Below are 15,972 nucleotides of genomic sequence, written 5' to 3' on the forward strand. Positions count from 1 at the left end.
AAGGACGGAACCCGGCAGTATGAACGCCAGTCCGGCGTCGCCCGACGCCCCTTCCATCCGGGTCTTCCTGCTGGATGACCACGAACTCGTCCGCCGCGGATTACAGGACCTGCTCAGCTCGGAGCCGGACCTGACCGTCGTCGGCGAAGCGGCCGACGCCCGTGAGGCACTCGCCCGGGCCCCTGCCCTGCGGCCCGATGTTGCGGTACTCGATGTCCGGCTGGGCTCCATGGCGGAGGATGCGGATCAGGAAGGCATCAGCGTCTGCCGCGAGCTGCGCGCCGCCCTCCCTGAGCTCGCCTGTCTGATGCTGACGTCGTTCGATGACGACGAAGCGCTCTTCGACGCCATCATGGCCGGAGCCGCGGGCTACGTGCTCAAGCAGATCCGAGGATCGGACCTGGTGACAGCCATACGTACCCTCGCGGCAGGCAAGTCGATGCTGGATCCCGGTGCAACCGCCCGCGTGCTGGCGCGTGTCCGCAGCCCTGCCGGCCGTGGCACCACCGACCCGCCGGAACTCTCCCAGCTTTCCCCGCGCGAACGGGAGATTCTCGATCTGATCGGCGAGGGCCTCACCAACCGGCAGATCGCCGAACGTCTCTACCTCGCCGAGAAGACCGTGAAGAACCGGATCTCCGCCATCCTCAACAAGCTGAAGGTGGGCAGGCGGATACAGGCCGCGGTCATCGCCGAGAGGGTACGGGAGCGGGGAGAGCCGCCGGAGGAGGGCGGCAGGGCCACCGGCTTCGGGGCATACGGGCGGGGCGGCGCCGGTCCTCGAACGCATCGGCATCATCCGGCCCGGATGCGCCGTGACCTACCCTGACAACGGAACACGCCGAACCGGGCGAGTACCGCCCTGGTCCGGCGTCTCAAATGCAGTGTGCCGCCGAGCTGTTCGGCCCGGGACCGGATGTCGGCGAGGCCTCCCCGGCCCGACGCTCCGGAGCCAAGGCCCGCCCCGTCGTCCGTGACACTGAGGACGGTCTCGTCCGCAACGGTCAAGGTCACGTCCACGCGCCGGGCGTGGGCATGCGGGGCGATGTTGCTCAGCGCCTCGGTGAGTACGGCGAGCAGATGTTCCGCTGTCGCCGACGGCACGTCGGTGTCGACCGGCCCCTCCATGCGCAATTCCGACTCCCGGCGTCCACGGTCCAGCTCCAAGGCGAGAGCTGCTTGCTCGGCGAACCCGGAGATCAGCCGTACGTCGCTGGCCGAGAGCGGCTGCCGGTCCTGTACGCGGCAGAGCCTGAGGGAACCGCGGGTCGGGGCGTCGCTCCGCGGCGGAACGGCGACGGCCGGGCCGGCGGCCAACGTGTGGGCTGCGCCGCGTACCCCCCGTGGATCAGTGGAGAGGTCGGTAGTGACCTCGGATTCACCGGTCCGGGCAGCCAGGCCGGCGAGCGACCGTCACGCGGCACCGCCGACCCCACGAGCTGCTCCGCGCCCTCCCCTTGTGCGACTGCTGCGATCAGCTCACCCGTGGCAGGGTCCGGAAGCAAGACTGCCACCGAGTCGGCGTCGGCCAGTTCGCCACTGCACCGTGCGATCAGGCCGAGCACCTCACCGGTCCCCGCGCCGGACAGCAGGGTGCTGGTGATCCCGCCCAGCGCTTCGAGCCACTGCTCCCGCCGCCGACTCTCGTGGTACGGCCGCGCATTGTCCATGGCCACGCCCGCGGCGGCCGCCAACATCGAGAGCATGGCCTGATCCTCGGCGTCGAACTGCGCCTCGCCGCGCTTCTCCGTGAGGTAGAGATTGCCGAAGACCTCATCACGACCCGTATCCGCACGCCGAGAAACGTCCGCATCGGCGGGTGGTGCTCAGGGAATCCGTAGCTGCTGGGATGAGCGGTGAGATCCGTCAGCCGCAACGGCTTCGGGTGGTGGATCAGCTCGCCGAGTATCCCGTGGCCAGAGAGCAACGGCGGCAGTTCCTCCTCCCCCGGTACCTGCCGGTTCAGCGCTTGATGAAGCAATCCGTGGACGCTCAGGGTTCCGGGACGACGGCGACCGGACACTGTGCGTGGTGCAGCACCGTGTGGTTGACCAGGCCGAGCTGCAGCCCGGCATGTCCCTGCCGTCGGTGCGCGCCGACCACGAGCAGGTCGGCGGCGTGCGACGCCGCCACCAGCACGGTGCCCGGAGCTCCCTCGACCGTCCGGTACTCCACGGTCACCTGCGGGAACGCGGCAACCGGCTTGTTCAGCACTCCGTCCATCAACTCCGCTGCGCGGCGCTCGTGTTCGGCTCGGTATTCGCCGTGTGCGCCACATTGTTCGGGTACTTCGGTGCCGGCGCAGCGCCACGCGTGGACGGCTTCGACGGTGCAGTGGCGGAGGGCGGCCTCTTCGAGGGCGAACGTCGCTGCCGTGGTGCCCGCCGCGCGCTCACTGACACCCAAGGCCACTTTGCATGCCTCGCCGCGGATGTTTCCCGTACGACCGCGCACCACGATCACGGGGCAGTGAGCGCGAGCCGCCACGCCCAGCCCCACCGAACCGAGCAGCAACGATGTCAGCCGTCCGCGGCCACGATGCCCGACCACCACTGCTTTGGCACGTTGCCCTTCGGCCAGCAGAGCCTCCACCGGTTCGTCCGGAGCGAGATAGGTGGTGACGTCCAGTTCCGGCACGCGGCGAGAGGCCCGTTCGGCCGCGACGCCGACAATCGTCTCTTCCATGACGCGCTCGGAGGGGCGCTCGGTCGACCAGTCAGGGAGGTGCCCCTCGTACCTTTCCCAGCGCGAGGCGTACACGATGCGCAGGGGAATCCCGTACCGCGCGGCCGCGTCCGCTCCCCAGTCCACCGCATCCAGGCTGGCGTTCGAACCATCGACTCCCACGACGAGCGGATGTTCCATGATGCTGCCCTTCTCGTCACCGCGGCACAGGCGGCCCGTCTCGGAATCTGCGGAATCTGCGGACAGCATCACGTCTGCCGACCGGCCCCGGACAGGGGCCGGTCCGGCACTGGTTCAGGGCCTTTCGGCCCCGGGCGCGTCACGTCGGCCGGGCTTCAAGCTGACGACAGCCGCAGCGGAGGGATGTCTGCACCATGGATGAGCCAGAGCCGAGAACCCGGACGACGAACGGCGGGGACGGTTTCCCGGTCCGGGCCACTGCGCCGGCCCGCGATGCGCCAGATCGGCACGAGGTGCGGATCGTCGTGCGCGGAAGGGTGCAAGGAGTGGGTTTCCGCCCCTTCGTCCACCGCACCGCGACCCGTCTGGGACTGGACGGCACGGTACGCAACGTCAACGGACACGTGGTGATCGTCGCTGCCGGGCCACCGCTGTCCTTGTCCCGGCTCGTCACAGCGCTACGTACGCAGGCTCCTCCGTCGGCAGCGGTCGGCAGCGTCGAGATCGACCGTGCGCCGGACGACACGCCGCCCGGCGAGGGCTTCACCATCGGCCCCAGTGCTGCCGGGCCACCACAGAGCGGCATCCGCGAGATTCCACCGGACACCGCGACCTGCGACGCCTGTATCGGGGAACTCTTCGACCCCGGCAACCGGCGCCTGCGCCATCCCTTCATCAACTGCACGGACTGCGGCCCGCGTGCCACCGTCATCGAGGCGCTGCCGTACGACCGGACTCATACGACCATGGGCGGCTTCGGCCTCTGCGCGGCGTGCACGAGGGAGTACGACGATCCGTCGGACCGGCGTCACCATGCCGAGCCCCTCGCCTGCCCGCGCTGCGGTCCCCGGCTCATCTGCGATTCACTGCGGGACGAGTCCGCTCTCCAAGCCGCTGAGGGGCTGGTGGCGGTAGGCGGCATCCTCGCGCTGAAAGGCCTCGGCGGTTACCAGCTAGTGTGCGACGCGACCCGGCCCGATACGGTCGATGAACTGCGCCGGCGCAAACACCGCCCGCACAAGCCGCTCGCGGTCATGGTCCCCGACCCGGACGCAGCTCGGCGGCTTGCCCATGTCAGCAGGACCGCCGCCCGGGAACTGACCTCACCGGACCGGCCGGTGGTGCTGCTCCCCGCCCGCACCGGCAGTTCCGTACCGTCCGCGGCGGTCCATCCGGGCACCGGGTACATCGGCATCTTCCTGCCCACCAGCGGCCTGCATCACCTCCTCCTGCGCGACCTGGCCCGTCCGCTCGTCGTCACCAGCGGCAATGTCTCCGGAGAACCCCTCGCGATCGACGATGTCGACGCCCGTGAGCGGCTGGCCGGGATCGCTGACGGCTTCCTGACCCACGACCGCGGCATCCGCTCGCGGTACGACGACTCGGTCGTCCAAGTGGTGGGCGGCACCCGCATGACGCTGCGCCGGGCCCGCGGCCTGGCACCGGCTCCGCTCCCCCTGCCGCGGCCCGCAACGACTCCCCTGGTCGCCGTGGGGGCCCAGTCCAAGCACACCTTCACCCTGGCGGACGGCCGGCAGGCCGTGCTCGGACCACACACGGGAGATCTGCACGACACCGATACCTTGGAAGCGTTCGAGGGTGCCTATACGCATCTCGGTCGGCTCACCGGCATCACTCCGCAGTCGGTGGCCCACGACCTCCACCCGCGGTACCTGTCCACGCAGTGGGCGCTGCGATTCCCGGCGCAGGACCGTATCGCCGTACAGCACCACCATGCGCACATCGCCGCCTGCGCGGCAGAGCACCGCCTGCGCGGCCCCTTCCTCGGCGTGGCCTACGACGGGCTCGGCCTCGGCGACGACGGCACCTTGTGGGGCGGCGAAGTGCTGCTCGCCGACTACACGCGCTTCCGCCGGATCGGCCGCTTCGCCACCGCTCCGCTGCCCGGCGGGGAGGCGGCGGTACGCCACCCCGACCGCATGGCCCTGGGCTACCTCTACGGCGCCGAGCCTCTCGGTGCACCCATGCCCCCGCCGGAGGCGACTGCGTCCTTCACCGACCGGTTCGATGCCCGTGCACACACCGCACTGCGCACCATGGTGCGCCGCGGCATCAACTCCCCCAGGGCCTCCAGCGCGGGCCGTCTCTTCGACGCTGCCGCGGCGCTCCTCGGTGTGTGCGGCGAGGTGTCGTACGAGGGACAGGCAGCAGTCGCCCTGGAAAGCGCGGCAGGCCGGCTGCGCGCACCCGCGCTGCCCTGGCGGCTGGTGCGCGTGGACGGTCTGTGGGTCTACGATCCGGCCCCGACCCTGGCGGCGCTGTTCCCGTCTTCGGAGTCACGGGGCCCCGCCCGGCTCGCCGCCGCCTTTCACACCACGATCGCCGAGGTGACCGCTGCCCTCGTCGAGAAGGCGATCGGCGCGGGCGCGCCGCGGACGGTGTGCCTGGGGGGCGGCTGCTTCGCCAACCGCCGCCTGGTCACCGACGTACGCCGGCTGCTACAGGCACTGGACGTGGAGGTCTACGTCGGCAGCGCCGTACCGCCCGGGGACGGCGGAATCAGTTACGGGCAGGCAGCCATCGCCGCCGCCCGGCTCCTCCAGAGGGGAACGTGAGCAGCCATGTGCCTGGGCATACCCGGCCGCATCCTGTCGGTCCACGACGATGCCGGGCTGCGGATGGCGACGGTGGACTTCGGAGGTGTGCGCCGTGAGGTGTGTCTGGAATACACCCCCGGTGCGTCCGTCGGTGCGTACGTCATCGTGCATGTCGGTTTCGCCATCACCACCGTCGACGAACAAGAGGCGCAGCGCACCCTCGACGTGCTGCGGGCGATGGGGGATGCCGTGGCGGGCGAATTGGGTGAGCCCCTGCCCGCCGGTGATGATGCGCGCATGCGGCTGAGCCGCGACACCGCCTTGTCCGGCCCGGGGCCGACGGCCCGGCCGGAGGAGGGCCGTTCAGCCCCGTAGCGGTCCCGCCCGGCCCCTCAACCCCGGGCCGGCCCCGGCCGGACGATGGCCTCAGGAATTCAGCCCGTTTCGGCGAAGGGGCAGCAATGGCCACGCATGCCGAGGGACCGGATGCGGTGCACGCGCTTCTGACGGACGGTACTACCGCGACCATCAGGGCCGTCCGCCCGGACGACCGCGAGCGCGTTCTGGAGATGTACCGGCGCATGTCAGCGGACAATCTGCGCCGACGCTTCTTCGCCGCGAGCAGGCGCAGCGCGGAGCACGCCGCCGAGCGCGTCTGCACACTCAGCAGCCCCACCGATCAGGCACTGCTCGCTCTCGTCGGTGACAAGGTCATCGGCGTCGCCGAGTACCACCGCATCGACTCCCCCGACCGGCCACAGCTCGCTGAGATCGGCCTGACGGTAGCCGACGACTGGCACGGGCACGGCGTCGGCACCCTTCTCCTGGAGCACCTGGCGCACACCGCTCGCGCCGCAGGTGTCACCGCGTTCACGGCGGAGTCCCTGGCCGACAACCACCTGATGCTCAAGGTCGTCGCGGATCTGGGGCTGCGCACGACCCGGCGCTTCGAGCAGGGCGAGGTGTACAGCACCATCGAACTGCAGGAGGACGAGCAGTACCTCATGGCGGTCGACGCCCGAGGGCGTACCGCCGATGTGGCCAGCCTGCGCCCCCTGCTGCGGCCGAGGTCGGTCGCCGTCATCGGGGCCGGCCGCAAGGAAACCTCGGTGGGCCGCGCCGTTCTCACCAACCTTCGCCGCAACGGTTTCAACGGCGTGCTGTACGCGGTTAATCCGCATGCCGCATCCATCGCCGGCGTGCCGGCCTTCCCGACCGTCGCCATGCTGCCGGAAACGCCCGAGCTGGCGGTGCTCGCGGTACCCGCTCATACGCTGCCGGACGTGGCGGAACAGTGCGGTGCGCGCGGGGTGCGAGCGCTGGTGGTCGTCGGTGCCGGACTGCGAAACAGGGAAGCGACCGAATTGCTGGCGGCCTGCCGGCGGCATGGTATGCGGCTGGTCGGCCCCAACTGTCTGGGTCTGGCCAACACCGACCCGGCGGTGCGGCTGGACGCGACGTTCGCCGCCGCCGCACCGCGTCCCGGCACGGCCGGGGTCGCCGTCCAGTCCGGCGGGGTGGGCATCGCACTGCTCGGCGCGCTCTCCCGGCTGGGCATCGGCGTCTCCAGCTTCGTCTCGCTCGGCGACAAGTACGACGTCAGCGGCAACGACCTGCTGCAGTGGTGGGAGTGTGACGGCCGGACCGACCTCGCGGTGCTGCACCTGGAGTCCTTCGGCAACCCGCGCGCCTTCTCCCGTACCGCACGCCGACTGGCCCGGCGCATGCCGGTCCTCACCGTCGACGCGGGCCGCTCCGAGGCCGGCCGGCGCGCCGCCGCCTCCCACACCGCCGCACTGGCCACCCCGACCATGACCCGCCGTGCCCTGTTCCGCCAGGCCGGCATCATCCCCACCACAGGACTGGGCGAACTCGTGGAGACCTCAGCCCTCCTGCACACCCAGCCACTCCCGGCCGGCCCCCGTGTCGCGATCGTCAGCAACGCGGGCGGCGCCGCGGTCCTGGCCGCCGACGCCTGCGCCGAAGCCGGCTTGACCGTTCCCGAACTGCCCGCCACCCTCGCAGCAGAACTCGCTGCCACGCTGCCCGCGGGAGCGCGCGTGGCCAACCCGGTGGACACCACACCCGCCGTCACCTCGATCGCGTTCGCCCAGTGCCTGGACCGGCTGGCCCAACATGGTGCGGTCGACGCCGTACTGGCCGTACTGGTGCCCACCGCACTCGCCGCGGCCAGCGGTGACAATCCGGTCGAGGCACTCATCCACCCGGCGGGCAGCCGGAGCCGGCCGCTCCTCGCCGCTCTCCTGGACCAGGCGGAGCCGGTACGTCTGCTGCCGGCGTCGGAAGGTCGGTCCGTTCCCGCCTACGCCGAGCCGGCCGCCGCGGCCCGGGCGCTGGGCCATGCGGTGGAATACGCCCGATGGCGCGCGGAACCACTGGGCTCGATACCCGCCCTCGACCGCATCGACGCTCCGACCGCCGCCCTCCTCGTGGACGACTTCCTCCAGCACACGCCCGAGGGCGGCTGGGCCGATCCCCGGCTGTGTGGTGCCTTGCTGGATGCGTACGGGATACCCCAGCAGCCCTGGGCCTGGGCAAACAGTCCGGACGCCGCCGCGGCGGCCGCCGAACGCCTGGGCCTGCCGACCGCCCTCAAGGCCCACTGGCCCGGCATCGTGCACAAGAGCGTGGTCGGTGCCGTACGCCTGGACCTGAGGAGCCCGGCGGCGGTGCGCGCGGCCTACCGGGACTTCACCGACAGGTTCGGCGAACTGATGACGGGGGCGGTGGTACAGCCCATGGCCGAGCGAGGCGTCGAACTCGTCGCCGGAGTGACGCACGACGACGTCTTCGGACCACTCATCCTCTTCGGCCTCGGCGGCACAGCAACCGAAGTTCTCGCTGATCACGCCGCCAGGCTGGCACCGCTCACCGACCAGGACGTGCACGCCCTGATCACCGCCCCCCGCTGCTCTCCACTGCTCTTCGGACAGCACGGTGACGGCCCGGTCGACCTCGAAGGCCTCGAACAGCTCCTGCACCGCCTCTCCCGCATGGCCTGCGACCTGCCGCAACTCGCCGAGGCGGACGTCAATCCGGTACTCGCCCGCCCCGGGGCCGTGACCGCCCTGGACGTGCGCATCCGGCTGGCACCCCGCACGGCCGAGGCCCCGTACCTGCGCCGCCTACGGGCCCGCTGACCAGGGCCCCGGCATCACCTGCCACCGCTCACGCAACAGCAGGAAGGAGCGGAACAATGCATCACCGATCCGTCAGCGACGTCATGAACCGTGACGTCGTCACTGCCGAGCCAGCCATGGTGTTCAAAGACATCGCGCGCCTGCTCGCCCAGCACCGCATCAGTGGCGCCCCCGTCGTCGACGGTGACGGCAAGGTGCTGGGGGTAGTGTCCGAGACCGACCTGATGGCCCGGCAGACCGTCCAGGACGACGAACGGCCGCGCCGGTTCCCCCACCTGACGCTCGACGGTGCACGTGCTGTGCGGGCCAAGAGCCGCGCGACCACGGTCGCCGATCTGATGACCAAGCCCGCCATCACCGTCGGCCCACGTCAGTCCCTCGTCGAAGCCGCCCGGGTCATGGCCCGGCACCACTGCAACCGGCTGCCCGTCATCGACGCCGAGGGCCGGCTGATGGGCATCGTCACCCGTGGCGACCTCCTGGGCGTGTTCCTGCGCTCCGACGACGACATCCGCAAAGAGGTCGTCGACGAGGTCCTGGTCCGCACCCTGTGGCTTGAGCCCCGCACCATCGACGTCAGTGTGCACGGCGGAACGGTCACCCTCACGGGCACCCTCCAACGCCGCAGTGAGATCCCTCTCGCCCTCCGCCTCACCTCCCGCATCGACGGCGTCGTCGAGGTCATCGACCATCTCGGCTACCAGGAGGACGACTCCCGTCTCCGGCCGAGCGAACAAGCCCTGCACGGCATCACCGAGGAGTGGCTGCGACGGATCTGATCCGGACGAACACTCCGGGCAGCGCTCCCACTGACAACCGGAGGCCCGCCATGGTCCAGCCATTCCGCATCACAGTGATCGGTGTCGGCAACGCCTTCCGGCACGACGACGGCATCGGCCCCGCCGTGGTCCAGCGCCTGCGCGAACGAGCGCTCGGCCGCCCACTGCCGCCGTCGGTCCGGCTCGCGGAATGCGAAGGGGACCCGGGCCGGCTCATCGCCCTCTGGGACGGCATGGAGCTGGCCGTGGTCATTGACGCCGCCCATGCCGAACCCGGCCATCCGGGCCGCGTGCACCGCATCAGCCTCACGACCTCGCACCTGCCCCCACCGCCCACCAGCTCCCACGGCCTGGGACTGGGTGAAGCTCTGCAACTCTCCGAGGCGTTGGGCAGGCTGCCCGGACGCCTTCTCGTCCTGGCCGTCGAAGGCGCGGACCACTCCATCGGCACCGGCCTCACCCAGGCAGTGGCCGACACCGTCGAACCCCTGACGGACGCCGTGGAGGCGGAGATCGTCCGGCACCGCGACGCCACCGCTCGCGGGGTACCCGGCTCCGACGAAAGCGCTCGCTCCGACGACAGCGCTCAGGAGGTGTGATCGATGAGCACATACCAGCGAGAGCGCAGCACGTACGCCGACACCCACGTCTCCCCCTCCCGCGTCTCCCCCGCCCCCGCCCGCTCCCGGCTGCTTCAGTGCCGGGCCCTGCTCCTCGGCATCGACGGACTCGTGACCGACACCGCACGACTGCACGCCGGAGCCTGGAAACGCACCCTGGACGCCTTCCTCCGAGACAACGGACACGTACACCGCCTCTCCGTCCGGCCGTTCGATCCGGAGACCGACTTCCGCCGCTTCTTCCAGGGCCGGGCACGGCTCGACGGCCTTCAGGCCTTCCTCACCTCCCGAGGCATCTACGACCCCGGGCATCCCGATTCTCCCGGCGTGCTGCGGGCGCTGGTGGCCGACGAGGACCGATACTTCGACGAGCAGGTGCGCCGGCACGGCGTACCCGTATGGCCTGACAGCCTCGACCTCGTGGCCGCGATGCACGCCCGTGCCCTCCCCGTCGCCGCGGTCTCGGCCTCCCGGCACGGCCGCCGGCTGCTGGAGGGAGCAGGCCTGACCAGCAGGTTCGACGCCATCGTCGACGGCCGCGACCGCGCGGCGCTCCAAGTGCCGGCCGCCCCTGACCCGGCCCTGCTGATCGAAGCCGCCCGGCAACTGCGGACGGCGCCCGAGCACAGCGCCGTCGTCGTCGCGGCGCCCGCATGGATCACCGCGGCCCGCAGCGGCGGCTTCACGCTCACCCTCGGAGTGGACCGGGAGGGACACACGAACAACGCCGTCGAGCTGTACAGGCACGGAGCGGCCCATGTGACCCGCAGCCTGGCGGAACTCGTCCCGCGCGCATGATTCCGCTTCGGCGCGGCGCAGGCAGGCCGGGCGACCGGGCGACCGGGCGACCGGGCGACCCGTGACGCGTAGACCCGATCCGAGGAGGTTCCCTATGTCCCATCCGCCGCAAGCACCACACGGCCGGGTAGTCATCGGATTCGACGGCTCGGCCCACGCCGAGCGGGCTCTGGACTGCGCGGCCGATGAGGCCCGGCGCCGTGACGCGGCCCTGGAGATCCTGGCCGGCTGGCCCTGGCCCAAGCGCCCACTGCCCGACTACGGGGTCCAGGACGACGAGGGCAAGCTGCTCTACAGCAGCGCCCGCCGGATGATGGACGGCGCCGTGGAACGAGCCCGGTCCCGGGCGCCGAACACCCTTATGATCCCCTCGCTGACGACGGAATCCGCCGCCGACGCACTCCTGCGCTGCGGCCGCACCGCCTCACTGACCGTCGTCGGTACCCGTGGGCACGGCGGATTCGCTGGACTGCTGCTCGGGTCGGTCAGCCTGCGCGTCGCGGCTCACTGCACCAGCCCGCTGATGGTGGTGCGCGGTGGCGTGGACCGCATCCACGGCACAGCCGTCCTCGGCCTGGCATCGGACACGGACGCGGACCCGAACGTGAAAGCCCTGCGTTTCGCCTTCGACGAAGCAGCCCGCCGCGAAGCCGAACTGCGGGTCCTGCACGCCTGGCAGTTCCCGGCCCCGCACGCCGACCGGACCCGGCCCTCGCAACTGAGCTGGGACGATGTCGCAGGGCTGCGCAAGGCCGCAGAAGCGGTGCCCCAATATGCCATCGCCAGGCTGGCACAGGAGTATCCCGACGTGCGGGCATCCGCACTGACCGTCTGCCAGAGCCCGGCACAGGCGCTCGTCGAGAGCAGTCGGGATGCCGATGTCGTCATCCTGGCGGCCCACCGCCGACCCCGCCCCTTCGGCCTGCAACTGGGCCCGGTCACCCACGCGGCCCTCCACCACGCCCACTGCCCGGTCGTTCTGGTCCCGACCGGCTGACCTCCACCCGAAGGCGAACCTCAGAGGTGGAAAGAGATGGAACGGGCCCGGGATCACCATCGGCGTCGGATTGCTCCTCCACGAACACGGATTCAGCCCAGAAGGCGGAGTAGCCTGGCGCTGCGGACACAGTTGGCCAAGTGCCTCCCGCCTGACATGAGGGGGGAAGATGCCCAGCAACGACCGCTACCGCGACACCAAACAAGCTGGTAGCGACACACTCAAGCTCATCTGGCGCATATGGCTCGGAGCCGGCCTCGTCTGGGTCGTGCTGGCGGTCCTTGCACGGAACGTGCAGTACCTGAATGTCATCATGACGGTCGGCATCTTCGCGGGTGCGGTCATCGCCACCCTGATAGCCGTCTTCGGATCCGCACACGTCTACTGGGAAGAAAACCGGGCCCGACGCCGCACGCTGTGGCGGAAGTGATACGCACGGACGCGGCTGCGACCGACCAGCAGAAAAAGCAGTTTTCCCACACAGTAGCCGTCGAGCGTCGGCATACGCCTGGCGTGCAACCATCTGCCCCTCCGCTCCCGTTAGCCCGTGCCGTCGGCCGCGGTGCCGGGACCGATACACAGCCCGGCATTCCAGGTGCCGCAACGTTGCAGATCCAGCCCACGTGACCATTCCGCTCCGCCGGTCGGCTTCCTGATGACCGGCGGGCTGTGCACTTTTGGTCCAGCCGGGAGAGGACCGGGGCAAGGTCCATGGGTGTCACGACGAGAGCGGCCACAGTCAGGAGCCACCGGTTCGTGCCGGGAAAGAGCAAGGCACCGAAGAGAGCCGTGAGGGCAATGGAACCCGGCAGGGCCAGGCCCAGCAATCGGCCCTCGCCCACCGATGTGCCCAGTCGTTCGTACCCTCTGGCCTCGGCGGCATCCGTGAACAGCAGCACGGCCAGCACGAGTCCGACGCGCACCTGAAAGGTGGGCGTCTCCACGTCCAGCGTGACGACCGGACGGTACGACCCGTCAGTACGATTCCAGCCACCGCGCATGCGATCGGCGCGGTGATGCTCCAACGTGTCGGCTCGCACCGGTCATTCGTAGGATCGGTGGGCCCGAGGACCCTGGGTATGGCAGTGAGCTTGTAGCCGGTCGATGGCGCGAACGGCTTGGCCGCCCGGAACCCGTGACGGTCGGAACCGCTCATTGGGACATGCGGCTTGATCGGTGTGTAGAACAACGTCGGCGAGGTCGTCCGCGGGATCGCGGAACGATGAGCCGGCGGAGGTGGCGCCCGTTGTCTTCTTCACCACCAAGAGATGGGCCTGCGGCACGGCGGTGGGGCCTTTGGCTGTCGGGGACGCAAGCGGGGCCCGTCTCCGACCGGACTGCGAGCCGTGCGGTTCAAACCTGCTTTGCCTGCGACCGGCTGAGCGCGCAGCGGTCCGGGTGCGGGGTCTGGGCACCCGGACCGCCGTCCGCAGACTCACCGAGCGGCATCCCGTCGGCAGCCCTGCGCAGGGGCAGCGGCCCAGGCAGAAACCTAAGCCCTGTTGCCTGAGGACATGGTCCGGTCAACACTTACAGTGGTCCTGTAAACGCAACCAACTGAATCGGTGCGGTATGAGTTCGCTGCGGGGCTCGACTGTCGGGGTGGTGGAGCGGCAGACTGCCACGGATGTCAGATGATCTTGTGCCTGCTGGGCTGGGGGCCGCGTGGCTTCGTTGGTGCCGCCCGGACCGCCGCGTCGTCGCCGGGCCGGGCCCGCTGCCGGAGGACGGCCGGACATGGAGGACGCGGCAATCGTCCGGCTCGCACACTTGGTGGTCAAAGAGGAGCATCGTCGGACCACCGCCGAGACCCTCCTCCTGCGCCACCAGGGCCGACCAAGCCGTAACGCACTGGCACCGGGCCTGGTTCTGAAGGAAGAGAAGCACCGCCCCCGGCCCCCCGGGCATGAGCGAACGAGCGCTGTCCCGTAAAAGGAGCGACGGAGGATATGTATCAGGTTCCGGCCCCCCGAGCCGAATTCGGCCAGCCGGTCCGGCTTTGCACCGACGACCTGGACGAGGCCCGGCAGGTCATCGGGCGGAACTTCTACTCCAACGTCGTCGACCTGCTCCAGCCATCAGCCGTTCTCACCGGGCACTTCGCGATCAGCAGGCTCCACCGTGTGACGCTCGGCACTCTGCAATTCGGGGCAGATCTGTGCATGCGCTTCGGTGAGCTGGGGGCCTACCACATCGACGTGCCGCTCACCGGGTCCATGACGTGGCATCAGGGACGCCTCGATCCACTACTGGCCACAGTGCACCGGGCCGCGGTCTTCCAGCCCGGCCACGATACGGTGCTGGACCGGTGGAGCGGTGATTGCCGACTTCTCGCGGTCAAGGTCGAACGCTCCGAACTGGAAATGCAGTTGGAGCGGCTGCTCGACGCCCCGATCCGGTTACCCCTTCGGCTTGCACCCGCCATGGATGTCTCTTACGGTCCCGGGCGCAGCTGGGCACAGCTGGTCCGGATGGCCGCGGAAGATGCGCAGACGTCGCAGGGGCTCATCCATCAGGAGCTGGTCGCCGACCGCCTGCACGAGGCGGTGGTGATCGGACTGCTGCTGGCGACTGATCACCCTTATCGCGAAGAACTGGCGCGGCCGGCTCCACCTTGCCGTCCTGCCCCGGTCAAGCGCGCCATCGACGCCATGGAAGCGCACCCGGAGCATCCGTTCACCGTGACGCTGCTTGCCGAGATCGCCGAGGTCAGCATACGGCGACTGCAACAGGGGTTCCGCCGGCACGTGGGCATGCCGCCCATGGCCTACCTGCGCCGGACTAGGATGGCCCGTGCTCACGAGGAGCTGCGTCGTAACGAACCCGGTCAGGTGACCGTCACCGATGTCGCCTACCGCTGGGGCTTCACACACCGAAGCAGGTTCGCCGCCGACTACCGTCAACGCTATGGCGTGACGCCCTCGACCACTCTCCACGGGACCTAGGCATGGTCGTTTTCGAGCATGTGGCGACGTTCTTGTTCCCGCTTGGAGTAGGCCGCTGCCCGGATCGCCTCGTCGCTCTCCAAGCCTGATCCCAGCGCTCCACCCACGGTGGCGACCGAAGCCACGAACCAGACAACGTCCAGTATTCCGTGGCGTGCAGCGGGGCTCGTGTCATGGAGGCGAACACTCGGCCATTGAGGATGAACAGCGCCCGCACCAAGTTGATGACGATCAGACCCGCGTAGCAGACGAGTACCCCGATACCCACAGTTACGACCGTCGAGGCGTTGCAGAGCCTCACCCTCTGCCGGGAGCACCTGGGCCATGCGCTGCGCGATCTCCGTCGGCGTATCCGGTTACGCCAGGAGGGCCACGGCCGTCACGCCCTCAAACGACACCCGCACGCTGGGCCCTTCGCCTTCGCCGCATCCGATCCCAAGTGCCACCAGGATGCCTGCGAGGCAACGTCGACGCCGGGTGACACGCTGGCCCCCGCCGGCAGGTGCAGGCGGTACGTCCAGGTCCCGCGTCCTTCCGAGCCGCTTCGGTGGCCTCCTCGGCGAGCAGCTCCGCTGCCACCGTCCCCACGGCCTCCCCGGGGGGCCGAGCACGTGACGAGCGCCCGCCTCGCGGCTCCCCTGGTATGCGGTTTGCCGCGTTGGCGGACCTGGAAACTCACTGCTGCATCGGGCCGGACTTCGGGAAGTCGCCGCTTTCTGCGCGTGCCCGGACCTTGCGCCAGAACTCCAGGGCGGCGTATTCGATACCGAGCCCGAGTTCCAGGGTGATCATGCGGCTGGCGACCTCTTCGATGTGGCCGTAGCGGTGTTGCATCTCTTCGTACTCGGCGATCCGGGTTTCGTGCTGCTCGATCTGGTCCTGGGCGAGCCGTGCCACGTCCTGCGGTTCCGCCAGTTCGCTGAAGAACAGCTTGATCTCCGCGATGTCACGGAGTTCGAAGTGCTCCTTGACCGGCTCGGCCAGCCACTCGCCCAGCGCGGCCTGGCCCTCTGCGGTGATGGTGTACGTCTTGCGCCGCCGCCCGGTGTCCTCCTGGTGCAGCTCAAGGAGACCGGCCTTCTGGAGCCGCTTGGGCTCTGAATACAGCTGCGCGTGCGGGAAGTTCCAGAAGTAGCCCACGGACCGGCCGATCGCGCGCTTGAGGTCGTACGACGTGGAAGGGCCACGCGTCGCGATCATCCCCAGGACTACGAACGAGGTTGTTGAGAGCCGGACCGTTGACATGGTC

The 15,972-nt window shown here is 69.9% G+C and carries 13 protein-coding genes and 1 pseudogene; 10 read left to right on the forward strand and 4 right to left on the reverse strand.

Annotated features, from left to right (window positions below):
- The first annotated feature begins 19 nt into the window (after window positions 1-19).
- A complete protein-coding gene (locus ACIGQF_RS07040; protein ID WP_399706552.1) occupies window positions 20-829 on the forward strand; it encodes a response regulator in 810 nt (269 codons plus the stop codon).
- Here the strand turns inward: ACIGQF_RS07040 and ACIGQF_RS07045 are convergent.
- Both ACIGQF_RS07045 and ACIGQF_RS07050 read right to left on the reverse strand, forming a co-directional pair.
- Window positions 796-1,167: an ATP-binding protein gene (locus ACIGQF_RS07045; RefSeq protein ID WP_399706553.1), complete on the reverse strand. Its 372-nt coding sequence runs from the start codon at window positions 1,165-1,167 to the stop codon at window positions 796-798. The genes ACIGQF_RS07040 and ACIGQF_RS07045 overlap by 34 nt on opposite strands.
- A gap of 825 nt (window positions 1,168-1,992) precedes the next feature.
- A complete protein-coding gene (locus tag ACIGQF_RS07050) occupies window positions 1,993-2,934 on the reverse strand; it encodes a universal stress protein (protein ID WP_399706555.1) in 942 nt (313 codons plus the stop codon).
- Between the two features lie 236 nt (window positions 2,935-3,170).
- Between ACIGQF_RS07050 and hypF the strand changes: the two genes are divergently transcribed.
- The 9 genes from hypF to ACIGQF_RS07095 all read left to right on the forward strand — a co-directional run bounded on the left by hypF (window position 3,171) and on the right by ACIGQF_RS07095 (window position 14,723).
- Window positions 3,171-5,441, forward strand: coding sequence for a carbamoyltransferase HypF (gene hypF / locus ACIGQF_RS07055; RefSeq protein WP_399706557.1), 2,271 nt, complete (start codon window positions 3,171-3,173; stop codon window positions 5,439-5,441).
- A 6-nt stretch (window positions 5,442-5,447) separates the two neighbouring features.
- Window positions 5,448-5,798 carry a HypC/HybG/HupF family hydrogenase formation chaperone gene (locus tag ACIGQF_RS07060; RefSeq protein WP_399706559.1) on the forward strand — a complete coding sequence of 117 codons (351 nt, stop codon included), beginning with the start codon at window positions 5,448-5,450 and terminating at the stop codon, window positions 5,796-5,798.
- Between the two features lie 86 nt (window positions 5,799-5,884).
- Window positions 5,885-8,584: a GNAT family N-acetyltransferase gene (locus ACIGQF_RS07065; RefSeq protein WP_399706562.1), complete on the forward strand. Its 2,700-nt coding sequence runs from the start codon at window positions 5,885-5,887 to the stop codon at window positions 8,582-8,584.
- A 56-nt stretch (window positions 8,585-8,640) separates the two neighbouring features.
- A complete protein-coding gene (locus ACIGQF_RS07070; protein WP_399706565.1) occupies window positions 8,641-9,363 on the forward strand; it encodes a CBS domain-containing protein in 723 nt (240 codons plus the stop codon).
- 50 nt (window positions 9,364-9,413) lie between these two features.
- Window positions 9,414-9,962, forward strand: coding sequence for a hydrogenase maturation protease (locus tag ACIGQF_RS07075; protein WP_399706568.1), 549 nt, complete (start codon window positions 9,414-9,416; stop codon window positions 9,960-9,962).
- Window positions 9,963-9,965: 3 nt separating this feature from the next.
- Window positions 9,966-10,781: an HAD family hydrolase gene (locus tag ACIGQF_RS07080; protein ID WP_399706571.1), complete on the forward strand. Its 816-nt coding sequence runs from the start codon at window positions 9,966-9,968 to the stop codon at window positions 10,779-10,781.
- Between the two features lie 94 nt (window positions 10,782-10,875).
- On the forward strand, window positions 10,876-11,778 hold the full coding sequence (locus ACIGQF_RS07085) for a universal stress protein (RefSeq protein ID WP_399706574.1): 903 nt from the start codon (window positions 10,876-10,878) through the stop codon (window positions 11,776-11,778).
- 169 nt (window positions 11,779-11,947) lie between these two features.
- A complete protein-coding gene (locus ACIGQF_RS07090) occupies window positions 11,948-12,208 on the forward strand; it encodes a hypothetical protein (RefSeq protein ID WP_399706576.1) in 261 nt (86 codons plus the stop codon).
- 1,519 nt (window positions 12,209-13,727) lie between these two features.
- Entirely contained in the window at window positions 13,728-14,723 is a 996-nt protein-coding gene (locus ACIGQF_RS07095; RefSeq protein WP_399706579.1) for an AraC family transcriptional regulator, read from the forward strand.
- Here ACIGQF_RS07095 and ACIGQF_RS07100 read toward each other — a convergent pair.
- A pseudogene (locus ACIGQF_RS07100) lies at window positions 14,720-15,036 on the reverse strand (hypothetical protein); the annotation flags it as partial. The gene ACIGQF_RS07095 and the pseudogene ACIGQF_RS07100 sit on opposite strands and share 4 nt — an antisense overlap.
- Window positions 15,037-15,398: 362 nt before the next feature.
- Entirely contained in the window at window positions 15,399-15,923 is a 525-nt protein-coding gene (locus tag ACIGQF_RS07105; RefSeq protein WP_399706582.1) for a PadR family transcriptional regulator, read from the reverse strand.
- Window positions 15,924-15,972: the final 49 nt, after the last annotated feature.

The organism is Streptomyces sp. NPDC053560, assembly GCF_044544605.1.
Classification (GTDB): Bacteria; Actinomycetota; Actinomycetes; order Streptomycetales; family Streptomycetaceae; genus Streptomyces.